The 22,125-nt window shown below is 74.3% G+C and carries 20 protein-coding genes; 13 read left to right on the top strand and 7 right to left on the bottom strand.

Going from position 1 to position 22,125, the window contains the following annotated elements; translation table 11 throughout:
* Positions 1-17 precede the first annotated feature (17 nt).
* On the bottom strand, positions 18-674 hold the full coding sequence (locus ACIQ9P_RS26290; RefSeq protein WP_402360853.1) for a hypothetical protein: 657 nt from the start codon (positions 672-674) through the stop codon (positions 18-20).
* A complete protein-coding gene (locus tag ACIQ9P_RS26285; protein WP_402360950.1) occupies positions 671-1,654 on the bottom strand; it encodes an ATP-binding cassette domain-containing protein in 984 nt (327 codons plus the stop codon). The genes ACIQ9P_RS26290 and ACIQ9P_RS26285 overlap by 4 nt, the downstream gene beginning before the upstream one ends.
* Before the next feature lie 310 nt (positions 1,655-1,964).
* Between ACIQ9P_RS26285 and ACIQ9P_RS26280 the strand changes: the two genes are divergently transcribed.
* Positions 1,965-3,377, top strand: coding sequence for a serine hydrolase domain-containing protein (locus ACIQ9P_RS26280; protein ID WP_402360851.1), 1,413 nt, complete (start codon positions 1,965-1,967; stop codon positions 3,375-3,377).
* Between the two features lie 99 nt (positions 3,378-3,476).
* Here the strand turns inward: ACIQ9P_RS26280 and ACIQ9P_RS26275 are convergent, their stop codons facing one another.
* The gene (locus ACIQ9P_RS26275; protein WP_402360848.1) at positions 3,477-4,538 is read right to left on the bottom strand and encodes an ATP-dependent DNA ligase; all 1,062 of its coding nucleotides are present in this window, start codon (positions 4,536-4,538) and stop codon (positions 3,477-3,479) included.
* Between the two features lie 140 nt (positions 4,539-4,678).
* Between ACIQ9P_RS26275 and ligD the strand changes: the two genes are divergently transcribed.
* From ligD to ACIQ9P_RS26260, 3 genes are all read left to right on the top strand, one after another.
* A complete protein-coding gene (ligD, locus tag ACIQ9P_RS26270; protein ID WP_402360947.1) occupies positions 4,679-5,677 on the top strand; it encodes a non-homologous end-joining DNA ligase in 999 nt (332 codons plus the stop codon).
* A gap of 163 nt (positions 5,678-5,840) precedes the next feature.
* Entirely contained in the window at positions 5,841-6,521 is a 681-nt protein-coding gene (locus ACIQ9P_RS26265) for a GNAT family N-acetyltransferase (RefSeq protein ID WP_402360845.1), read from the top strand.
* Positions 6,518-7,429 carry an aminoglycoside phosphotransferase family protein gene (locus ACIQ9P_RS26260; RefSeq protein WP_402360842.1) on the top strand — a complete coding sequence of 304 codons (912 nt, stop codon included), beginning with the start codon at positions 6,518-6,520 and terminating at the stop codon, positions 7,427-7,429. The genes ACIQ9P_RS26265 and ACIQ9P_RS26260 overlap by 4 nt, the downstream gene beginning before the upstream one ends.
* Before the next feature lie 50 nt (positions 7,430-7,479).
* Here the strand turns inward: ACIQ9P_RS26260 and ACIQ9P_RS26255 are convergent, their stop codons facing one another.
* Both ACIQ9P_RS26255 and ACIQ9P_RS26250 read right to left on the bottom strand, forming a co-directional pair.
* Positions 7,480-8,094 (bottom strand): hypothetical protein, encoded by a 615-nt coding sequence (locus ACIQ9P_RS26255; protein WP_402360839.1) that lies wholly within the window; start codon positions 8,092-8,094, stop codon positions 7,480-7,482.
* 104 nt (positions 8,095-8,198) lie between these two features.
* A complete protein-coding gene (locus ACIQ9P_RS26250; RefSeq protein WP_402360836.1) occupies positions 8,199-9,395 on the bottom strand; it encodes an 8-amino-7-oxononanoate synthase in 1,197 nt (398 codons plus the stop codon).
* 312 nt (positions 9,396-9,707) lie between these two features.
* Between ACIQ9P_RS26250 and ACIQ9P_RS26245 the strand changes: the two genes are divergently transcribed.
* The 4 genes from ACIQ9P_RS26245 to ACIQ9P_RS26230 all read left to right on the top strand — a co-directional run bounded on the left by ACIQ9P_RS26245 (position 9,708) and on the right by ACIQ9P_RS26230 (position 14,585).
* Entirely contained in the window at positions 9,708-10,025 is a 318-nt protein-coding gene (locus ACIQ9P_RS26245; protein WP_402360834.1) for a hypothetical protein, read from the top strand.
* Between the two features lie 37 nt (positions 10,026-10,062).
* On the top strand, positions 10,063-11,310 hold the full coding sequence (locus ACIQ9P_RS26240; RefSeq protein WP_402360831.1) for a hypothetical protein: 1,248 nt from the start codon (positions 10,063-10,065) through the stop codon (positions 11,308-11,310).
* A complete protein-coding gene (locus ACIQ9P_RS26235) occupies positions 11,307-12,005 on the top strand; it encodes a hypothetical protein (RefSeq protein WP_402360828.1) in 699 nt (232 codons plus the stop codon). Before ACIQ9P_RS26240 ends, ACIQ9P_RS26235 begins: the two co-directional genes overlap by 4 nt.
* Positions 12,006-12,092: 87 nt before the next feature.
* Positions 12,093-14,585, top strand: coding sequence for a DEAD/DEAH box helicase (locus tag ACIQ9P_RS26230; protein ID WP_402360944.1), 2,493 nt, complete (start codon positions 12,093-12,095; stop codon positions 14,583-14,585).
* An 85-nt stretch (positions 14,586-14,670) separates the two neighbouring features.
* Here the strand turns inward: ACIQ9P_RS26230 and ACIQ9P_RS26225 are convergent, their stop codons facing one another.
* Positions 14,671-15,558: a hypothetical protein gene (locus tag ACIQ9P_RS26225; protein WP_402360825.1), complete on the bottom strand. Its 888-nt coding sequence runs from the start codon at positions 15,556-15,558 to the stop codon at positions 14,671-14,673.
* Positions 15,559-15,877: 319 nt separating this feature from the next.
* Between ACIQ9P_RS26225 and bioB the strand changes: the two genes are divergently transcribed.
* The 5 genes from bioB to ACIQ9P_RS26200 all read left to right on the top strand — a co-directional run bounded on the left by bioB (position 15,878) and on the right by ACIQ9P_RS26200 (position 21,027).
* Complete coding sequence (gene bioB / locus ACIQ9P_RS26220) at positions 15,878-17,173, top strand: biotin synthase BioB (RefSeq protein ID WP_402360822.1); 1,296 nt, start codon at positions 15,878-15,880, stop codon at positions 17,171-17,173.
* 108 nt (positions 17,174-17,281) lie between these two features.
* A complete protein-coding gene (locus tag ACIQ9P_RS26215) occupies positions 17,282-18,586 on the top strand; it encodes an adenosylmethionine--8-amino-7-oxononanoate transaminase (RefSeq protein ID WP_402360819.1) in 1,305 nt (434 codons plus the stop codon).
* A 59-nt stretch (positions 18,587-18,645) separates the two neighbouring features.
* The gene (gene bioD, locus ACIQ9P_RS26210) at positions 18,646-19,446 is read left to right on the top strand and encodes a dethiobiotin synthase (protein ID WP_402360816.1); all 801 of its coding nucleotides are present in this window, start codon (positions 18,646-18,648) and stop codon (positions 19,444-19,446) included.
* Between the two features lie 182 nt (positions 19,447-19,628).
* Positions 19,629-20,075, top strand: coding sequence for a hypothetical protein (locus ACIQ9P_RS26205; protein WP_402360813.1), 447 nt, complete (start codon positions 19,629-19,631; stop codon positions 20,073-20,075).
* A 283-nt stretch (positions 20,076-20,358) separates the two neighbouring features.
* Positions 20,359-21,027, top strand: coding sequence for a BTAD domain-containing putative transcriptional regulator (locus ACIQ9P_RS26200; RefSeq protein WP_402360810.1), 669 nt, complete (start codon positions 20,359-20,361; stop codon positions 21,025-21,027).
* Positions 21,028-21,188: 161 nt separating this feature from the next.
* On the opposite strand, the gene ACIQ9P_RS26195 is transcribed toward ACIQ9P_RS26200, so the two are convergent.
* A complete protein-coding gene (locus tag ACIQ9P_RS26195) occupies positions 21,189-22,124 on the bottom strand; it encodes a class I SAM-dependent methyltransferase (RefSeq protein WP_402360807.1) in 936 nt (311 codons plus the stop codon).
* Position 22,125 lies beyond the last annotated feature (1 nt).

Here is a 22,125-nt window from a genome sequence, read left to right as displayed (position 1 = left end):
CGGCGCGCCCGGGCCGGTCAGTCGCGGCGGACCGCGACGGTGTGCGCCAGTACCGCCGCCGCCCCGAGCAGGGCGGCCGCGAGCGCGAGCAGCAGGCCGGTGGAGCCGATCAGGTCCGCCGACCGGTGGTGGCCGGAGAGCCGGGTGAGCAGGACGTTCACCGGCGGCAGGCCCTTGCCGAGGGTCAGCACGAGCAGCAGCGCGAGGGCGAGCACCAGCCCGTGCCCCTGCCGCCGGACCACCGGCCGGGCGGCGAGCAGGCCGACGGCGGAGCCGGTGCAGGCGCAGGTGAGCTGGGCCTCGGCGCCCAGGAGCAGATCGGCGGCGGTGGGGCTGTGGCTGCCGACGAGGAGCGGCAGGACCAGGCCGAGGACGGTGAGGGGCAGGCAGGCCGCCAGTGCGGCGAGGACGGTCCCGGTGGCGAGGCGCCGGGGTCCGCCGGTGGCGGCCGTCAGCACCGCGCGGTGGGGCGGGTCGTCGAGCCCGGCGAGCGCCATGGTGAGCCAGGTGGCGGCGAGCAGCACGGCCAGGGCGGAGGCCGCGTGGGTGGCGGTGAGCGGGCCGGTGTCGTCGCTGGTGAGCACGGTGACGAGGGCGGTGAACAGGAGCAGCGGGGCGAGGTAGCGCTGGGAGAGCAGCAGGGTGGTGAGCTGGTAGCGGACGAGGGCGGTCATCGGGCGGTGGTCCTCGGGCTGGGTGCGGTGGTCCTCGGGACGGGTGCGGGAGCCGGTCCGGATGCGGGAGCCGGTTCGGGTGCGCCGGCCGCTCCGGGCGCGGGCGCGGGCCGGGTGACGGCCCGTACGGACCAGTGGTCGCGGAGTGCGGCGAGCAGCACGGCGTCGGTCCGGGCGTGGTCGACCCGCAGGTGGAGTTCGGCCCCGCGGCGCTCGGCGACACGAACCCCGGGGAGGTCGAGCACCCCGGCAGGGTCGGGCCCGTCGGGCCCGCCCGGGCGGGTGAGGACGACCACGGCGGGCGGAACCGGCCCGCCCGGGGCGACGGCGGGCCGCTGGGCGACCCGTCCGCCGGCGACGATGTGCACGGCGGTGGCGTGCGTCCGGGCGAGGGCCTCGCGGTGGTCGGTGAACACCACTGCCCCGCCGTCGGCGGCCACTTCGGCGAGGATCGCGGCGAGCACGGTGTGGGCGGAGGCGTCGAGGCCGGACCACGGTTCGTCGAGGACGAGCAGGTCGGGCGGCACGAGCAGGGCCTGCGCGAGCGCGACCTTCTGGGCGTTGCCCTTGGAGAGGGTGCGCAGCGCCGTGTCCGGGCCGTCGGGCAGGGCGAGCCGTTCGAGCAGCCGGCCGGCGCGGGTCCGGGCGGTGGCGGTGGGCAGGCCGCGGATCCGGGCGGTGGCGGTGGGCAGGCCGCGGATCCGGCCGAGGTGGGTGAGGCAGGCGAGGGCGGTGAGGCGTTCGTGGGCGGTGAAGCGGTCGGGGACGTAGCCGACGGCGGCCCCTCGGGCGGTGGCCGTTCCGGTGCGGCGGCCGGTGGTGGGGCGGGCGAGGCCGGCCAGGATCCGCAGCAGGGTGGACTTGCCGGAGCCGTTGGCGCCGACGACGGCCAGGATGTCGGCGGGTGCGAGGCGCAGGTCGACGTCGCGCAGGATCCAGGGGCCTCGTCCGTAGCGTTTGCCCACGGCTTCGCAGTGCAGCAGCACCTCGGTGTTCCCCTCCGTCGTTCCGGCGGTGCGCACCTTACGCGGACGCCGGTAGGGGGCGGGTATGGTGCGGGCCACTCCGGTGGTGGCGCGAGCGGGGCCGGGCCGGGTGGCTGACGGGTGGGTCCGTTCGGGCCAGCGGGCCGCCGCAGGGCGCGCGGCGGCCGTGACCGGCGCATACGGTGGCGATCGCTCCCCCTTGCGGGCCCGTGGAGCGGTGCTCCGGGCCCGTCCGGCCCAGAGAGGCGCCTCGACGATGACGAACCACGACCGCGTGCGGGACCCGAATCCGAATCCGAACCGTGTGACTACGACCCGGGCCGCGGCCCCACGCCGCCCGGGCGCGGCCCGGCCCGGCCCGACGGCGCTCGCGCTGGCGCTGGCGCTGGCCGGGTTGCTGGCCTCCGCCGGGTGTTCGGGCGGTGGGTCCACGGGCTCGACGGCGGCCGGGGCGGTGACGGCCGTTCCGGCGGCGCTCAGCCCCTCGGCCTCGGGCCCGAGCGCGAGCGCGACCCTGCTCAGCCCCTCGCCCAGCACGGGCGCCACCCCCAGCACCGCGAGCCCGTCGGTGCTGCCGCTGACGCCGGACGTGACGGCCCGGTTGGACGCGGCGGTGCAGCGGGTGCTGACCGAAGCCTCCGTGCCCGGGGTGATCGTCGGCGTGTCGACGCCGCAGGGCGACTACCTGAAGGCATTCGGCGTCTCCGACAAGGTCGCGGGCACCCCGATGGTGACCGGGCTCAACATGCGGATCGGCAGCGAGACCAAGACTTTCACCGTCACCGGACTGCTGCGCCTCGTCGACCAGGGCAAGGCCGGTCTGGACGACCCGATCGGTAAGTACCTGGGCGGAGTTCCGAACGGCGGCACGATCACGCTGCGCCAGCTCGCGGACATGCGCAGCGGCCTGTTCCCGTACACGCAGGACGAGGACTTCGTGACGGCGCTCCAGTCGGACCCGCAACGTGCCTTCACACCGGACCAGTTGCTCGCCTACTCCTACAAGCATCCGGTGAGCTTCGCGCCGGGCACCGACTTCGAGTACTCCAACACCAACACGGTGCTGCTGGGCCAGGTGATCGAGAAGCTGAGCGGGCGTCCGCTCGGCGACTTCCTGAAGAAGGAGGTGTTCGACCCGGCGGACCTGGGCCGGACGGTGTTCCCGACCACCAACGCCTTCCCGCAGCCGCACGCCCGCGGTTACACGAACCAGACGGCGGACGGGACGATCGCGGACGCCACCGACTGGAACCCGTCCTGGGGTTGGGCGGCGGGGGCGATGATCTCGGACCAGGCGGACATGAAGAAGTGGGCCAAGGTGCTGGCCACCGGCACCCTGTTGAGCCCGCAGACGCAGGCGCAGCGGCTCCAGCCGCAGCCCTCGCCGGCGCCGGACACCTGGTACGGGCTGGGGTTGTTCTACAACCACGGGTGGATCGGGCACAACGGTTCGCTGCCGGGGTACCAGACGGTGGTGGTGTATCTGCCGTCCGCGCAGGCGTCGTTGGTGGTGCTGCTGAACACCGACATCACGTACAAGGGCTCGGCGCCGTCGACGCTGTTCGCGAAGGCGATCACGCAGGTCGTGTCGCCCGGGAACGTCTACGACCTGCCGGCGGCCCCGGCCGGCGGGGACGAGCCCTCGGGGACGGCGACCGCGACGGCCGACGCGTCGGTGTCGACCTCGGTGACACCGCCGGTACCGTCGGCCGCGTGACCGGGCGGGCGGCTCAGCAGGGCAGCAGGACGGCGGGACCACCACGGCAGGACAGCGGGACAAGCACGACAGCAGGTCGGCGCGGGTGCTCCGGGGCCGTCAGCCCCCGAGCACCCGTGCCAGGTCGTAGGAGACCGGCTCCTCCAACTGCTCGTACGTGCAGCTCTCCGGCGCGCGGTCCGGGCGCCAGCGGCGGAACTGCGCGGTGTGCCGGAACCGGGTGCCCTCCATGTGGTCGTAGGCGACCTCGACGACGCGTTCGGGGCGCAGCGGCACCCAGGAGAGGTCCTTCTTCCCGGTCCAGCGGCTCTGGGCCCCGGGCAGTCGGGCGTCGGCGTGGGCGGCCTCGTCGGCCCAGGCCCCCCAGGGGTGGCCGGTGAGGTCGGTGGTGCGCAACGGCGCGAGTTCCTCGGCGAGTTCGCGGCGGCGGGCCATGGTGAAGGCGGCGCAGACACCGACGTGCTGGAGGTGGCCGTCGGTGTCGTGGATCCCGAGCAGCAGGGAGCCGACGACGGGTCCGCTCTTGTGCTCGCGGTAGCCGGCGACGACGCAGTCGGCGGTGCGCTCGTGCTTGATCTTGTACATGGCGCGTTCGCCGGGCCGGTAGGGCTGGTCCAGCGGTTTGGCGACGATCCCGTCGAGGCCGGCGCCCTCGTACTGGGCGAACCAGGTTTCGGCGAGGTCGCGGTCGGTGGCGGCGGGGGCGGTGAAGACGGGGTCGGCGGCGTCGGCGAGGGCCGTTTCGAGGGCGGTGCGGCGGGCGGCGAGCGGCCGGTCGAGCAGGGACTCGTCGCCGAGGGCGAGCAGGTCGAAAGCGACGAAGGAGGCGGGGGTGCGTTCGGCGAGCAGTTCGACCCGGCTGGCGGCGGGGTGGATGCGTTCGAGGAGTTCCTCGAAGCGCAGCCGGCCGTCGCGGGCGATGACCACCTCGCCGTCGAGGACGCAGCGCGGGGGTGTTTCGCGGCGCAGAGCGGTGACGAGTTCGGGGAAGTAGCGGGTGAGGGGTTTGCCGGTGCGGCTGCCGATCTCGACCTCGTCGCCGTCGCGGAAGACGATGGCACGGAAGCCGTCCCACTTGGCCTCGTACTGCATGCCGGGCGGGATCTTCGCGACGGACTTGGCGAGCATCGGGGCGACGGGCGGCATCACGGGCAGGTCCATGCTTCCGATCCTCGCGCCGATCCGGGACCACCGCTCGACGGCGCTCGGGTGCCGGGAACGCCCGGGCCCGGGACGGGCGCCCAGGTCAGGACAGGCGCGGCGGGCGGCGCGCGCTTAGCGTGAGTGGCATGGGCTCTGCCGTGGAACTGGATGTCGCCGGGCGCACCGTCCGGCTGTCGAATCCCGACAAGGTGTACTTTCCGGAGCGCGGCTTCACCAAGCTGGACGTGGCCGAGTACTACCTGGCGGTCGTGGACGGGGTGCTGCGCGGGCTGCGGGACCGGCCGACCACGCTGCAGCGGTTCCCGGACGGGGTGGAGGGCGAGTTCTTCTACCAGAAGCGGGCGCCGAAGGGCCTGCCCGACTGGTTGCCGACGGCGCGGATCGCCTTCCCGAGCGGGCGCTCGGCGGACGAGATCTGTCCGACCGAGCCGGCGGCGGTGCTGTGGGCGGCGAATCTCGGCTGTCTGACCTTCCACCCGTGGCCGGTGCGCCGCTCGGACACCGAGCACGTGGACGAGCTGCGGATCGACCTGGACCCGCAGCCGGGCACGGACTTCCGGGACTCGGTGCGGGTCGCGCACGAGTTGCGGGCCGTGCTGGAGGAGTACGGGCTGCGGGGGTGGCCGAAGACCTCGGGCGGGCGCGGGGTGCACGTGTACGTGCCGCTGGTGCCGGAGTGGACGTTCACCGACGGGCGGCACGCGGTGATCGCGCTGGGCCGGGAGCTGGAGCGGCGGCTGCCGGGGCGGGTGACCACGGCGTGGTGGAAGGAGGAGCGCGGGGAGCGGATCTTCGTCGACTACAACCAGATGGCGCGGGACCGGACGATCGCCTCCGCCTATTCGCTGCGGGCCCGGCCCCAGGCGACGGCGTCGACCCCGCTGCTGTGGGAGGAGCTGGACGACGCGCTGCCGGAGGACTTCGACCTGCGGACGGTGCCGGCGCGGTTCGCGGAGGTGGGTGATCCGCACGCGGGGATGCGGGAGGAGGCGTTCCGGCTGGAGGCGCTGCTGGAGCTGTACGAGCGGCAGGTCGCGGACGGCGGGCACGGCGAGCTGCCGTATCCGCCGGACCATCCGAAGGCGGCGGGCGAGCCGACGCGGGTGCAGCCGAGCCGGGCCCGGAAGAAGACCTGAGCAGAGACCTGTGCAGAGGGAGGCCCGGACGGGGAGCCGGGGCCCGGACGGGGCATCGGGGGCGGGGGCCGCGAGGGCCCGGTCCCCCGCGGCGACGGCCCGCTACGGCCGGACGTGATCACGTAGGCTGGCCGCCCACGAAGATCGGCTACGACGATCACCGATGATCACCAGGGGGCGGGGAACGATGGCGGCACGGGGGCTGCGGGAGATTCTGGCGGACGCGGGGCGCGGGGTGTTCCCGCCGTCGGACGGGTCGGTGACGGTGGTGCCGCAGCCGTCGCCGCGCGAGGCGGGGGTGCTGTCGTTCTCCGCGCACGCGGTGGTGTTCACGGACGAGGACCCGGACTGGGTGCGGGCGACGCTCGCGGCCGCGCCGGGCGACGCGCTGGCCGCGCCGCTGTGCCCACCGTTCCTGACCGCGTTCGCCGGCCGCACCGGCCGCGAGAACGGCAACATCGACCTCCTCACGGTGGCCGACCGGCTGCCCGGCGGGCCGCCGGTGCCGCTCGCCCCGGTCGCGGACCTGGATCACCCCCGGGTGGTGCGCGCGCTGCACTACCGGGAGGACGTGCGGGTCTTCGAGACCGAGGACGGGAACGGGGTCCTGGTGCTGGGACGCGGCGTCGCCGGGCGCTGGGAGTGTTCGGTCGAGGTGGGTCCGGCGGCCCGCGGCCGGGGCCTGGGGCGGTCCCTGGCACTGGCGGCCCGGCACCTCGTCCCGGCGGGCGACCTGGTCTGGTCCCAGCAGGCGCCGGGCAACGCGACCAGTGTGCGGGCGTTCCAGGCCGCCGGCTACCGGCCGGTGGGCGCGGAGACCCTGCTGGTGGCGGGGCGGTCGTGACGGCCGCCCTCGCCGCTGTGCCCGAGGATGTGCGGGCCCGGCTGGTGACCCGCTTCGGGCCGGGTGCCCGGGAGTGGTGCGCGCGGTTGCCGGGGCTGGTGGACGGGCTGGCCGGTCGTTGGGGGCTGGCGGTCCGGGCGGCGGGCGGCGGCGGCACGTCGCGGGTGTTCCGGTGCGAGCGGCTCGCCGACGGCGCGGCGGTGTGGCTCAAGCTGACGCCGGACGCCGAGGTGGCCCGGCAGGAGGCGGTGGCGCTGACCGCGTGGCGGGAGGTGCCGTCGGTGGTGGGGCTGCTGGCGGAGGACCTCGGAGCGGGGGCGCTGCTGCTGGCCGACGTCCGGCCGGGGACGACGCTGCGCGAGCGCGGTTGGCGGCCGGCGGAGGTGGCCGGGATGCTGGCCTCGATGCGTTCGGTGCCCGCTCCGCCCGGTACGGCGCTGCCGTCCCTGGCGGAGCGACTGGACTTCCTGTTCGACCTCACCGAGCGGCGGGCCCCCGGGGTGTCGACGGCGGGCGCGCGGGCGCTGGCCCGCGAGCTGACCGACGGCGGCCCGGTCGGGCTGGTCCACGGCGACCTGCATCCGTCCAATGTGCTGCTCGGTCCGGCCGGGGTGGTGGCGATCGACCCGCGCGCCTGCCTGGGCGACCCGGACTTCGACCTGGTCGACTGGGCTCTCGACGGTGTGGCGGATCCGGCGGCGCTGTCCGCCCGGGTCGCCGAACTGGCCGCCCGGGTCGCCGAACCGGCCGCTCGGGTCGCCGAACCGGCCGCCCCGGTCGCGGTCGCGGATGCCGACCGGCTCCTCGCCTGGTGCCGGGTGGGGGCCGCCCTGATCGCCGCCCCGCGCGTGGCGGCCGGCCGCCGGGACGACAGCACGGTGTTCCTGCGCGAACTCGCGGGGCTGTAGCGGGACGGGGCCGCAGCGGCACACGGCCGCGGCGGCACGGCCCAGGTCCGTCAGCGGTCGGACGGCCCGGGGCCGCGGCGGTCCGCTCCGGCGGGCGGGCGCAGCCGGAACCGGCCCCTCGTCGTCCGCCCGCGGCGGGTCCGCCGGGCCTGTTCGTCCTCCTCCAGCTCCCGCCGGAGGTCCGCCAGGTTCGTGGATCCCTGCTGGAAGTCGTACGACTCCAGTCCCGAGAGGTCGAGGTCCCTGCGGAGGGCCGCGATGGCCAGATCGCGCCACCGGTAGAGGTCCTTCGGTCGCGGGCCGCCGTCCCGCTCCCAGCGCCGGCAGCAGTGCCGCAGGCCGAGGACGGCGCCCCGGGCGGTGGCGGTCGCGCACATGCCGCCCGGCCCGTAGAACCAGCCGTTGAGCGCCGCAGCCACCTGCCCCACCACCTCGGGGGTGAGCGGGGCGCCGGCCGCGTGGGACAGCCCGCCCAGGATCCGGAACACCTCCGGGTAGGACTCCAGCCGGGCCTTGTGGAGCTCCAGCGCCCAGCCGGACTTGAGGTCGGTCAGCCAGCGGGCCCGTTCCCGCCGCTGCTGGGCGAGGGTCAGTGCGGCGCCGACGGCGGCCACCACCAGGGCGACCAGACCGGACAGCAGAGCCGTGACGATCTGCTCGCTCATGGCCCCCGCCCCCGGTCACCGATGGTCCGACCGGCCCATGATGACAGTCGGACGGACCGTCAGCAGCCTTTTGCGCAAGCCCACTTGTCCGAGGGACGACGGCTTCACCCGGTCGCGCGGGAGCCCTCCGGGGCGGTGGCGGCGATGGTGCGGACGGCCTGCGCGATCTGCGCGTCCGTCAGGTCGCCGCGCGCGGTCAGCCGCAGCCGCGAGACGCCGTCCGGCACGGACGGGGGGCGGAAGCAGCCGACGGCGAGACCGGCCCGGCGGCAGTCGGCGGCCCAGCCGAGGGCGGCCTCCGGGCCCGGGGCGCGGACGGACACCACGGCCGCGTCGGGGGTGGAGGCGTGCAGGCCGGCGGCGGTGAGCCGGGCGGCCAGGGTGCGGGCCACCTCCCGGGCACGCTCGGCGCGGTGGGGCTCGGCGCGCAGCAGCCGCAGCGCGCCGAGGGCGGCCCCGGCGGCGGCGGGGGCGAGGCCGGTGTCGAAGATGAAGGTGCGGGCGGTCTCGGTGAGGTGGCGGATCACCCGGCGGGGGCCGAGCACGGCGCCGCCCTGGGAGCCGAGCGACTTCGACAGGGTGACGGTGGTGACCAGGTCGGGTGATCCGGCGAGGCCGGCGGCGGCCGGGGCACCGCTGCCGCCGGGGCCGAGGACGCCCAGGCCGTGCGCGTCGTCGACCAGCAGCGCGGCCCCGAACCGGCGTGCGGCGGAGGCGAGTTCGGCGAGCGGGGCGGCGTTGCCGTCGACCGAGAAGACGGAGTCGGTGACCACCAGCGCCCGCGGCCGCTCCCGCCCGCCGAGGATCCCGGCGACGGCCTCAGGGTCGCTGTGCGGGGCGCGGTGGACGTCGGCGCGGGCGAGCCGGCAGCCGTCGATCAGCGAGGCGTGGTTGTAGGCGTCGGACACGATGAGGGTGTCCGGGTCGGTGAGCGCGGTGAGCGCCGCCAGGTTGGCGGTGTAGCCGGAGGAGAAGACGAGCGCCGCCTCCGCCCCGCAGAAGTCGGCGAGCTCCTGCTCCAGCTCGGTGTGCAGCGCGGTGGTGCCGGTCACCAGCCGGGAGCCGGTGGCACCGGCGCCCCAGCGCAGCGCCGCCTCGGCGGCGGCACCGGTGACGGCCGGGTGGCGGGTCAGGCCGAGGTAGTCGTTCCCCGCCAGGTCGAGCACCGGATCGTCGGCGGGCCGGCTGCGCAGCGTGCGGGTGAGCCCGGCCGCGGCCCGCTGCTCCGCGGTCTCGTCGAGCCAGTCGAAGACGGCGCCGGGAGCGAGGGTGCGCGGTTCGGGCGCGGTGCGGTTGACCATGCCCGGCACTCTGGCACGGCGGACGCGGGGCGGGCAACGTGCGCCGGGGCACACGGCCGCCTTGAATTCACCAACCAAGAGGCTTGGATTCATTCAAAATACGCTCTTCATTCATATTTTTCTCCCGGCTTTCCGTCATATGTTCGTCCCCGCTAATCTCCGACCGGGTCCGAAGCAATAACCGGGGGGACGGAAAGTGGCAGACCTCGAATTCGAGCGGCGGATGAACCGTGGCTCTTCGACAAATCGGGAAATCTCACCGAGGACGCGCGGAAGCAGTTCCCCGACCTCGCGGGCGCGAACACCGCGCCTGTGTCGCTGACCGGCGGACAGACGCTCAAGGCCGATCCGCCACTGCTGAGCAAGGCCGCGCAGAACGCGCACGCGCTCCAGGCAGCGGTCGAGTCCGAGCTGGCCGGACCGGCCGAGCAGATGGCCGCGGCGGCGACCGCGCTCACCGGCCGGACGCTCGGCGGGCGGTTGCAGACCACCTGGAGCATCTGGTCCGACCAGGCGAACAACCTGCAGCTGGAGATCGGCCGACTCTCCGCCGACCTGGACACCACCGCCAAGAACTACGCCCAGGCCGAGGCCGCTGTACAGGCGCAGTTCGCACGGCCGCAGCAGTAGCCGGGCAGCAGCGAACGCGACGGAGGGCAACAACAGCATGGTGACCTTCAGCCAGCTCCGGTACGTGGACCTCGGTGGCCTCGACGCCGCCGCCGGCGGCTTCGAGAAGATACTCCGCGGGTGGGACCTCACCAGCCGGATGCAGAACGACGTCATCGGCGCCGTCCAGCACTCCGGCTGGCACGGCGACACCGCCGGAACCGCCTCGGCCGCCCTCACCACGGCCCGCGACCACATCCACAACGCCTTCGAAGAGGGCTCCGCGATCGGCCGCGCCCTGCGCGACGCGCACACCGAGCTCGCCGGGGCCAAGCGCGACCTGGAGACGGCACTGCTGCACGCCGCCGACAAGGGCCTCACCGTCGCCGACGACGGCAGCGTGCACTGGCCGCCGCCCGCCGACCGGGCGGACCGCAACGATCCGGACTACGCCGCCGTCAACCGGACCAACGCCGCCCTCGTCGCCAAGGAGATCGGCGCCGCCCTCGATCGCGCCACCGAGGCCGACAGCGCGGCCGCGAACGCGCTGGCCCTGGACACCGGGAACGACACCGGCGCATTCAATCCGCTCGCGGTCGGCGGCATCGCCGAGGCGGACGCCGCCGACGCCGCGCGAATCGTACGCGCCGGCGGCGCTGCCACCGACGCCGAACTCGCGCACCTGCGGTCGCTGCTCCAGCAGCACGGCCACGACCCGGACGCCTATGCCGCGATCGCCGCCGGGCAGCAGGCGTACACCACGGCCCAGATCCAGGACGTGCTGGCCCATCCGGAGCTCCACAAGGACCTGGCCGTCGCGGTCGAGAACGTCGCCAAACCGGCCGGACAGGTCAACGGGATCATCACCAGCGCCATGGTCGAGGAGGTCTACGAGAAGCAGACCAGCACCGACGCCGAGTACAACGCCGCCATCGACACCAAGCGGGAACTCGCCGGTCAGGTCTGGTCGTTCGCCGCCGAGGCGTTCAAGGAGCGGGCGCCCCTCGTCTGCGAGGGCGTGGACGTCCTGGTCAACCACGTCATGGACAGCTTCGCCGACAGCTACAAGGTCGACACTCAGAACGAGGCGATCGACAAGGCCGGCACCGTCGTGAAGAACGCCGAGGCCAACGCGCAGCAGGCGATCGTCGACGCGGTCAGCGATGCCGGCCGCGGCACGGGCGCCGACCCGAACTACATCAACGACGTGGCCCGCAGGGCCGCCCAGGAGGAGAACGCCGGCTACGGAAGCGGCAAGGACTCGTACGAGACGGCCTTTCCGAAGGAAAAGAAGGAGACGAAGTGACCGTGCCCACGACTCCGACAAACCCGCCCGGCGACTTCGCACGCGCCTTGCGGGAGGTCGGCGAACGGCGCGCCCGGAGGCGCCGGCGCCTGGCGGTCATCGGGCTTCCGCTGCTCGTGGCCGCCGGCGCGAGCGCCTGGCTGTGGAAGCCCTGGCAGTCCGTCGAGCTGCCGGAATCGGCCTGCTGGTCCATGGTCACCAAGGAGGACCTGAAGCCGCTCGCCGGGGACGACGGCACGGCGCACGTCGTGGAGAGAGGCGATCTCTCCGGAAAGCCGTCGGGCAGCTGTGCCGTCCGCTGGAACGGCCCCAAGGGCCGCGCCCTGCTGAACGTCTCCGTGCTGCGGGTGAGCGAGCACGTCTACACCAGCGTGCAGAACGACACCCTGGACCCCGGGCGCGATGGGCATCCCCGCCTGCTGGCGTTCGGCGCCGGCGCCGGCGGGGTGATCACCTCCGACAGCAACGTCGACCTGGTCCTCCGCTGTTCCGAGAGCACCGCGGACAGCACGGACGGCCCGTCGTACCGGCAGGTCGTCGTGAGCGGGGCTCCGGCCAACGGGACCTCGGGGGCCGTCGCGGTCCGCGAGGCACACGTCCGGTTGGCCTGGCACATCGCCGCGGCCGCGATCGACCGGGAGGGCTGCCGCGGCACGGCGCTGGCGTCCGAGCCACCCGCCACGCCCGCGCCGTGAGCGGGCGCCGGGGCCCGGTGGCATCCCCGGGCTTTGCCGGGGGTGGCGGCGAGCAGGCAAGATGGGGCGGTGACCCTCCTTGATCTGATGCCGAAGCCCGCCACGCCCGACGCGCTGTACGAGACGTTCGCCGCCTGGGCGGAGGAGCGCGGGATCTCGCTGTACCCGGCGCAGGAGGAGGCGCTGATCGAGCTGGTGTCGGGGAACAACGTGATCCTGGCGACGCCGACGGGCTCGGGGAAGAGTCTGGTGGCGGCGGGCGCGCACTTCGCGGCGCTGGCGGAGGGGAAGCGGACGTTCTACACGGCGCCGATCAAGGCGCTGGTGTCGGAGAAGTTCTTCGACCTGGTGAAGATGTTCGGGACCGAGCAGGTCGGCATGATGACGGGTGACGCCTCGGTGAACCCGACGGCGCCGATCATCTGCTGCACGGCGGAGGTGCTGGCGCAGATCGCGCTGCGCGACGGGACCCGGGCCGATGTCGGCCAGGTGGTCATGGACGAGTTCCACTTCTACGCGGAGCCGGACCGCGGCTGGGCCTGGCAGATCCCGTTGCTGGAGCTGCCGCAGGCGCAGTTCCTGCTGATGTCGGCGACGCTGGGCGATGTGCGGCGGTTCGAGGAGGACCTCACCCGGCGCACCGGCCGGCCGACGACGGTGGTGCGCAACTCGACGCGTCCGGTGCCGCTGTTCTACGAGTACCGCCGCACCACCATGCACGACACGCTGGAGGAGCTGCTGCAGACCGGGCAGGCGCCGGTGTACGTCGTGCACTTCACCCAGAAGGAGGCGGTGGACCGGGCGCAGTCGCTGATGAGCATCAACATGTGCTCGAAGGCGGAGAAGGACGCCATCGCCGATCTGATCGGGAATTTCCGCTTCACCACCAAGTTCGGGCGCAACCTGTCGCGTTTCGTCCGGCACGGGATCGGCGTGCACCACGCGGGCATGCTGCCGAAGTACCGGCGGCTGGTCGAGCGCCTCGCCCAGGCGGGTCTGCTGAAGGTGATCTGCGGGACGGACACGCTCGGCGTGGGCGTCAACGTACCGATCCGCACGGTGCTGTTCACCGCGCTGTCGAAGTACGACGGGCAGCGGGTGCGGATCCTGCGCGCCCGGGAGTTCCACCAGATCGCCGGGCGGGCCGGGCGGGCCGGGTTCGACACGGTGGGCCAGGTGGTGGCGCAGGCGCCCGAGCACGTCATCGAGAACGACAAGGCCGTCGCCAAGGCGGGCGACGACCCGAAGAAGAAGCGGAAGATCGTCCGCAAGAAGGCGCCGGAGGGCTTCGTCGGCTGGTCGGAGGAGACCTTCCAGAAGCTGATCGGCGCCGACCCGGAGCCGCTGGTCTCCCGGTTCAAGGTCACCCACGCCATGCTGCTGTCGGTGATCGGACGGCCCGGCAACGCCTTCGAGGCGATGCGCAAGCTGCTCACCGACAACCACGAGGAGCGGTCCGCGCAGCGCCGGCACATCCGCACCGCGATCGCCATCTACCGCTCGCTGCTGGAGGGCGGCGTGGTGGAGCGGCTGCCGGAGCCGGACGCCGAGGGCCGGATCGTGCGCCTGACCCTGGACCTCCAGGAGAACTTCGCGCTCAACCAGCCGCTGTCCACCTTCGCCCTGGCCGCCTTCGAGCTGCTCGACCCGACCTCGCCGTCCTACGCGATGGACGTGGTGTCGGTGGTCGAGGCGACGCTCGACGACCCGCGGCAGATCCTCGCCGCGCAGCAGAACAAGGCGCGCGGCGAGGCCATCGGCGAGATGAAGCGCGACGGCGTCGAGTACGAGGAGCGGATGGAGCGGCTCCAGGAGATCACCTACCCGAAGCCGCTGGAGGAGCTGCTCACCCACGCCTACGAGGTGTACCAGCGGGCGCACCCGTGGATCGGCGACCACCGGCTCCAGCCGAAGTCGGTGGTGCGGGACCTCTACGAGCGGGCGATGACCTTCTCGGACTACGTCGGCTTCTACGAGCTGGCCCGCACCGAGGGCATCGTGCTGCGCTACCTGGCCGGCGCGTTCAAGGCGCTGGAGCAGACCGTCCCCGAGGACGTGAAGACCGACGACCTGAAGGACATCATCGCCTGGCTGGGCGAGCTGGTCCGCCAGGTCGACTCCAGCCTGCTGGACGAGTGGGAGCAGCTGGCCAACCCGACCGGTCCGCAGACCACCGAGGTGGTGCTGGACGACAAGCCGGCGCCGGTGACGGCGAACGCGCGGGCGTTCCGGGTGCTGGTGCGCAACGAGATGTTCCGCCGGGTCGAGCTGTGCGCGCTGGAGCACTACGACGAACTGGGCGCGCTGGACGGCGAGTACGGCTGGGACGCGGACCGCTGGGCGGACGCCATGGACGGGTACTGGGACGAGTACGACGACCTGGGGACCGGTCCGAACGCGCGCGGTCCGAAGATGCTGCTCATCGAGCAGGAGGACTCGGCCTGGCGGGTGCGGCAGATCTTCGACGACCCGGAGGGGGACCACGACTGGGGCATCAGCGCCGAGGTCGACCTCTTCGGTTCGGACGAGGAGGGCCGCGCGGTGCTGCGGATCACCGCCGTGGACCGGCTGGGCGGCTGACGGTCCGTCAGCGGTGTTGACCGGGTGGGCGATCGAAGGGAGGGGCGGGCCGCGGCCCGCCCCTCCCCCGTTCGGTCCCGCGCCGCTACATCCAGACGAACGGCGCGCCGGCGCTGTGCGAGACGGCCCGGGTGGCCTCGTCGAGCAGCTGGTCCAGGCCGGCGGTGCTCGCCGAGGGCACCGGCAGCGGACTCGTCGGGGCGACGGACGCGCCGACGGTGGGCGAGGCGGGGGCGGCCGGCGGCGTGCCGGGGGCGGCGGCCCCGCCGCCGGGGTACATCTCGGCGGGCCGCGAACTGGCCACCGTCACGTAGTGGCCGACGAGTTCGACCCTCGGCTCGATCGCGGGCCGGGCCGCGCCGGCCGACAGCGCGGGCGCGGTGGAGGCGTCCGGGAGGATGAAGGCGACCGAGCCGGACTTGGCGCGGAGCGCCTCGGCGGCGCGGGCCGCGGTCGGGGCGTCGGCGAAGCGCAGCAGGGTGACGCTGCTCAGCACCGGCTTGTCCTGCGCGGTGAAGCTGACCGCGAGGTAGCCCTTGCAGCCGGCGTCGCGCAGCAGGTCCAGGGTGCGGTCCTGGAGCACCTCGGGGCAGTTGTCACCGCGCCGCACACCGGAGCGCTTGCCCTTGTAGGCGCCGGACTCCACGATCCGCTGGGCGGGGAAGTACGCCTCGACGTCGAGGGCCTCGGGGTCGACGAGCGTGCGCTGCGGCGGGTCGCCGACGATCGGCGGGGTCTTGGACACCTCCTTGCTGGAGGGTCCCAGCCCGGGTATGTAGTCGCCGGGCGTGGGGCGGGTGACGATCCAGCCGCCGGCCGCGGCCACGCCGACGACGGTGATCCAGCCGACGGCCCGTCGGGCGGTCACGCGTCTGGGCCGGTACGCCCCGCCCGGCCGTTCGGACACGTCGTGCGCCGGCCGCTCCGCCGGTGCTTCTGCCGATGACGGGGCGCGCTCCCCCTGCGTGGTCATGCGGCCGATTGTATGCAGGTCACGAGTGGTGGAGATCACGGGGTCGGAGCGGCGGCCGGGGCGGTGGGGAGCGCGTGGGCGACAGGCGCGGGAGGGCCGTGGGGGCGCAGGCCGGACGGGGTGTCGGACGGGGTGCCCGAAGGGCGGCCGGAAGGGGCTTCGGGCGGACTCCGGGGAGGCCCCCGGGAGCCCTCTCCCGCGACGTGACCGGCACCACTACCGTGAGCTTCGACACTGTGACAACTCGCACATCCTCCCCGGGATCTTCTGGTGGGTTTCCTCTGGCGTCCTTCGCGGCCCAGCAGGCAGGATCAGGCCCATGGATCTGCTCGATACCCTCACCGCCAAGGGCCTGCGTGGGGAGACCCCCACCCGCGAGGAGGCGCTCGCCGTCCTCGCCACCACCGACGACGAGCTGCTCGACGTGGTCGCAGCCGCCGGGCGGGTGCGCCGGCGGTGGTTCGGCCGCCGGGTCAAGCTCAACTACCTGGTGAACCTGAAGAGCGGACTGTGCCCCGAGGACTGCTCCTACTGTTCGCAGCGGCTGGGCTCCAAGGCCGAGATCCTGAAGTACACCTGGCTCAAGCCGAACCAGGCCGCCGAGGCGGCGAAGGCCGGCGTGTCGGGCGGCGCCAAGCGGGTCTGCCTGGTGGCGAGCGGCCGCGGCCCGACGGACCGTGACATCGACCGGGTGACCGACACCGTCGCGGCCATCAAGGAGGCCGACCCGGCGGTGGAGATCTGCGCCTGCCTCGGCCTGCTCTCCGACAACCAGGCCGAGCGGCTGAAGGCGGCCGGTGTCGACGCCTACAACCACAACCTCAACACCTCCGAGGGCACCTACGGCGACATCACCACCACCCACACCTACGCGGACCGGGTGGACACCGTGCAGAAGGCCCACGGCGCGGGCCTGTCGGCCTGCTCCGGCCTGATCGCGGGCATGGGCGAGAGCGACGAGGACCTGGTGGACGTGGTCTTCGCGCTGCGCGAGCTGGGCTCCGACTCGGTGCCGGTGAACTTCCTGATCCCGTTCGAGGGCACGCCGCTGGCGAAGGAGTGGAACCTCTCCCCCCAGCGCTGCCTGCGGATCCTCGCCATGGTGCGGTTCGTGAACCCGGACACCGAGGTGCGGATCGCCGGCGGCCGCGAGGTGCACCTGCGCAGCATGCAGCCGCTGGGCCTGCACCTCGCCAACTCCATCTTCCTGGGCGACTACCTGACCAGCGAGGGCCAGGCCGGGCAGACCGACCTCGACATGATCGCGGACGCCGGCTTCGAGGTGGAGGGTGTGGGCGAGCGCACCCTGCCCCGGCACCGGGCGGACATCGCGGCGGCGGCGGCCGGCGGTTGCGGCAGCGGCGCCGCGGGCGGAGCGGGCGGCGGCTGCGGGACGGCCGGCGTGCCCGGCGAGGACGCGGACGCCGCCGTCGGCGGCTGCGGGACCGGCGGCGGCTGCGGCCCCTGCGGCGGCCACGGGCACGCGGTGCCGGTGGCGGCGGCCGCCGACGCGGCGGCCGACACGAACGCCGGCACCAGCGCCGACGAGGTGCGCACCGACCTGGTGCGGGTCCGCCGCCGCGGCGCCGGCACCGAGCTGGCGCCCAACGCCTGACACCCCGACCGACCCGGTACCAGGACCGGCGGCCGGTCCTGGTACCGGTACCGGCCGCGTCACCCGCACCTCACCGCACCGCACCGCATCCCCGGAAAGCCCTCCCCCATGCCCCAGCTGCCCATCGACACCCTGACCGCGCTCGACCGGGCGCACGTCTGGCACCCGTACGGGCCGATGCCCGGCACCGCCACCCCGTACGTGGTGGAGTCCGCCGCCGGCGTCCGGCTGCGGCTGGCCGAGCCGGTCGCGGGCGGACGGCGCGAGTTGGTGGACGGCATGTCGTCCTGGTGGGCGGCGATCCACGGGTACGGGCACCCGGTGCTGGACGAGGCGGTGCGCGAGCAGCTGGGGCGGATGAGCCACGTCATGTTCGGCGGACTCACCCACGAGCCCGCCGTCCGGCTGGCGGCCACCCTGGTGGAGATCACCCCGGAGCCGCTGCGGCACGTGTTCCTCGCCGACTCGGGCTCGGTGGCCGTCGAGGTCGCGATGAAGATGTGCCTGCAGTACTGGCAGTCCGTCGGCCGGCCCGGGAAGCGGCGGCTGCTCACCTGGCGCGGCGGCTACCACGGGGACACCTTCCACCCGATGTCGGTGTGCGACCCGGAGGGCGGGATGCACCAGCTGTGGGGCGGGGTACTGCCGCACCAGCTGTTCGCCGCCGAGCCGCCGGCCGGCTTCGACGCCCCGCTCGACGACGCGTACGTCAGCGCCTTCGAGGAGTTGATGGAGCGTCACGCCGACGAGCTGGCGGCGGTGATCGTCGAACCGGTGGTGCAGGGCGCCGGCGGGATGCGCTTCCACTCACCCGCCTACCTGCGGATGCTGCGCGAACTGTGCGACCGGCACGGGGTGTTGCTCGTCTTCGACGAGATCGCCACCGGATTCGGCCGCAGCGGCGCGCTGTTCGCCGCCGACCACGCGGGCGTCGCACCGGACGTGATGTGCCTCGGCAAGGCGCTGACCGGCGGCTACCTCACCATGGCGGCCACCCTGTGCACGGCGGAGATCGCGGACGGCATCAGCCGCGGCACGGTGCCCGTCCTGGCCCACGGGCCGACGTTCATGGGCAACCCGCTGGCGGCGGCGGTCGCCAACGCCTCGATCGGGCTGCTGCTCGGACAGGACTGGGCGAGCGAGGTCGAGCGGATCGGCACCGGGCTGCGCGCGGGCCTGGCGGACGCCGCCGCGCTGCCGGGCGTCAAGGACGTCCGGGTGCTCGGCGCGATCGGCGTGGTGCAACTGGACCACCCGGTGGACATGGCGGCGGCGACCGAGGCCGCCGCGCGGGCGGGCGTCTGGCTGCGCCCGTTCCGGGACCTCGTCTACACCATGCCGCCGTACATCACCGGTGACGAGGACGTGGCGCGGATCGCCGCGGCCGTCACCGCGGCGGCGGCCGCCGGATGAGCGCGCCGCCGGTCGGTGACGGACAGGACGACGAGCGGAACAGGAACGGGAACAGGACCATGAGCGGAAGCACGAACCGGGACGGCGAGCCGGGCGCGGCCACGGCCGGGCGCGTCGTCTTCGTGACCGGCACCGGCACCGAGGTCGGCAAGACGGTCACCACGGCGGCCGTCACGGCCAGCGCGCTGCGGGCCGGTCTGCGGGTCGCGGTGCTCAAGCCCGGCCAGACCGGGGTCGCCCCCGGCGAGCCGGGTGACGCCGAGGAGGTCCGCCGGCTGGCCGGTCCGGCGGCGCCGGGCCCGGACGCCCTCACCCTGCGCGAACTCGCCCGCTACCCCGAGCCCTTGGCGCCGGACACGGCGGCCCGCCGGTCGGGCCTGCCCTGCCTGGCGGCCGAGGACGTGGCGAAGGAGGTCGCGGACCTGGCCGAGCGGCACGACCTGGTGCTCGTCGAGGGCGCCGGCGGGCTGCTGGTCCGCTACGACGAGCGGGGCCGGACGCTCGCCGACCAGGCCCGCGCGGTGCGTGAACTCGGCCTGCCCGCCGAGGTGCTGCTGGTGGCCACGGCCGGCCTGGGCACGCTCAACACCACCGCGCTGACGGCCGAGGCCCTGGCCGCGCGCGGCCTGCCGCTGCTGGGCGTGGTGGTCGGCGCCTGGCCGGACTCCCCCGGGCTCGCCGACCGCTGCAATCTCACCGACCTGCCGCGGGCGGCCGCGGGCGCGCCGCTGCTCGGCGCGCTGCCCGAACACGCGGGCCGGTCGGCGGACTTCACCGCGCTCGCGGTCGCCGCGCTCGCGCCCGCGCTGCACGGCGACTGGGACGCCGCCGCTTTCACGGCCGAGCACGGGTCCACCTGAACCCGGGGCGTGTCGGCACGTCCCCGCCGGGTCCGCGACGCAGGGCCCCGGGTCGCACTCGCGGGGGCGCGGATACCGTCATCCGCGCCCCCGAACACGCGACCGCGGCGATTTCGCTCGATCGGGTGAGATCCCGGCCCGACCGCGCCCTCGGCGGCCGAGCGCTCAATACGGTTCTCCGCATGACGGATGGCCTGACGGTGGACGAGGCCCTGCGGGCCCTGGCCGCGCTCGAAGCGGCTTGGAAGGACGACGACGAGGCCCTGGCCGCGCTGGCCGCCGGGGGGCCGACCGAGCAGCCGCTCGCCGCGCTGGTCGCGCGCTACGGCGAGCACGCCGTCGACACGCTGATGGCGCTGGCCTTCGGCCTGCGGTCGAGCATGACCGACGAGGAGCTCGCCGAGCTCACCGACGCGGTGAGCTCCAACATCGGCGCCCGGATGAGCGCCCTGCTCACCCGGACCCTGCGCGCCTGGGGCGGGACGGCGGGCGACGACCTCGGCGTGGTCAAGGTGATCGCGCACGCGGTGATCGACGCCATGCGGGCCGTCACCGAGGAGCCGAACAAGACCGATGTGCTGCCCCTGCTCGCCACCTTCCGCACCTACGCGCTGAGCGACAGTTCCTGACGGTCCGTCAGATCCGAGGGTTCCCGGCCGCGGCGGCGGGCGGCCGGAACGGGGCCCGATCCGGCCATCGACCGTCCTTGATCTGCCCTTGACACCCCCAAAGGTCTATACCATGCTGCCATCCGGCGCCCGGACGGCGGAGTCTCCTCCGCTTCCGCGGCGCCATTTCGGCGCAGGTGAGAGCGACGAACGGGGGCTTGTTGTGATGGTGCACATTCTGGGACCACTCCAGGTCGACACGGACGAAGGGCCGGTACCACTCGGGGGACGACGCAGCCAACTCGTGCTGGCGACACTCGCCCTGACGCCCAACTGGGTCGTCCCGCTGGACCGGCTGGTGGACAACCTCTGGGGCGCGACGCCACCGGCCAGCGCCCGGACGCAGATCCGGATCTGCGTCTCCCAGCTGCGCCGCGCGTTCGCCGACGCGGGCGCGCCGCCGGTGATCGAGACCCATCCGAACGGCTACCGGCTCCGGCTCGGGCCGGGCGAACTGGACGCCACGCTGTTCAACGAGGAGGTCGCCCGCGCCCGGGTCCGGGCCGCCTCCGGCCGCCTCCCGGAGGCCGCCGCCGTCCTGCGGCAGGCCCTGGCCCGGTGGACCGGACCGGCCATGGCGGGCCTGGACTGCCCGGCGCTGGAGTCCTGGGCCCGCCGGCTGGAGGAGAACCGGCTGCGCGCGGTCGAGGAGCGGGTGCGGCTGGAGCTGGCCCTCGGCCGGCCCGGGGACCTGGTCGGCGAGCTGCTCGAACTGGTCGCCGCGCACCCGTTCCGCGAGCACCTGCACGCCCTGCTGATGAAGGCCCTGCACCGCTCCGGGCGGACGGTGGAGGCGCTCGGCGTCTACCGGACCCTGCGCGCCCAGCTCGTCGAGGAACTGGGCCTGGAGCCGGGACCGGAGCTGCGGACGCTGGAGCAGGACATCCTCAACGGCGTCTGCCCGGCCTCCTGACCGGGCCGCCCCGGACCGCGGCCGCCCGGGATCCGCCGGGATCCGCCCCGGCCCGCACGCGGGTCCGCCCGTCCACCCTCCGGACCCGGCCCCGGACCCGGCCCCGCCGCCGCCGCCCGAGCCCGCACCCGACCACGCCCCGAGCCCGCGCCCGGGCCGGCTCAGCCGGTGTGGCGCCACCAGAACGACCCCGGCTCGTAGTGCTCGGTGACCCCGAGCCGGCGCCAGAGCGGCTCGGCGATCCGCCGCAGCTCCGGGTCGGCGTGCACGAAGGCGTCCGGCAGCTCGACGTCGAACCGCCCCGGCGCGGCCGTCAGCAGCGCGGCCAGCAGGTACTGCTCGGAGTAGTGCCGCCAGCGCCAGGAGGTCGGGTAGTCCGCCGGGAGCATGATGTCGTGCACGTGGACGATCACCCCGGGCTTGAGCACCGGCAGCACCTCGAAGAAGAACACCGTGACGTCCGAGCCCATGTGGAGCCGGTGCGACCCGTCGAAGAAGACGATGTCGCCCGGCTCCAGCTCGCGGAACACCTCCAGGTCGGCGTGCTGCAGCGGGGTGCGGACCACCTCGTCGCAGAGCCGGTCGACGGTCGCCCGCGGGGCCGGGTCGATCGAGGTGATCCGGGTGCTCAGCCCGAGGTCCTCGACGGCCCGGCGGGCGAACTTGGTGGAGTTGCCGGAGCCGATCTCCAGGTAGCGGGCGGGGCGCAGCTCGGCCAGGAACCCGTAGAGCGACAGCGCGTCCAGCGGCGGCAGCCAGCCGTTGTTCCAGTAGGGCGTGGAGCCGGCCGCGGTGCCCCGGAGCGGGATGCCGCTCAGCGGGTCGGCCAGCTCCAGGAAGCCGGTGAGGCGTTCCGCGTAGCGCTCGCGGTTCTTCTCCAGCAGGTCCCGGACCTCGGAGAGTTCGGCGCGCGGCTCGGGAGTGACCACGTGGTCCCAGAACAGCGGCTTGCGCAGCCCGAACGCCCACAGGGTGAGGCCGTGCAGCACCGGCCGTTCGCCGAGCCAGTCCACCGGCCGGCGCAGCGCGGGCACGCGCTCCAGCAGTTCGACGCCGGAGGCGGTGCGGACGGCGGTCCGCAGATCCTTGAGCACCATG

Origin of the sequence: Kitasatospora sp. NPDC094019 (assembly GCF_044764505.1) — a bacterium.
Lineage (GTDB): Bacteria > Actinomycetota > Actinomycetes > Streptomycetales > Streptomycetaceae > Kitasatospora.
The sequence above is the reverse complement of the archived record's forward strand: the minus strand, read 5'-3'. Positions and strand labels throughout refer to the sequence as shown.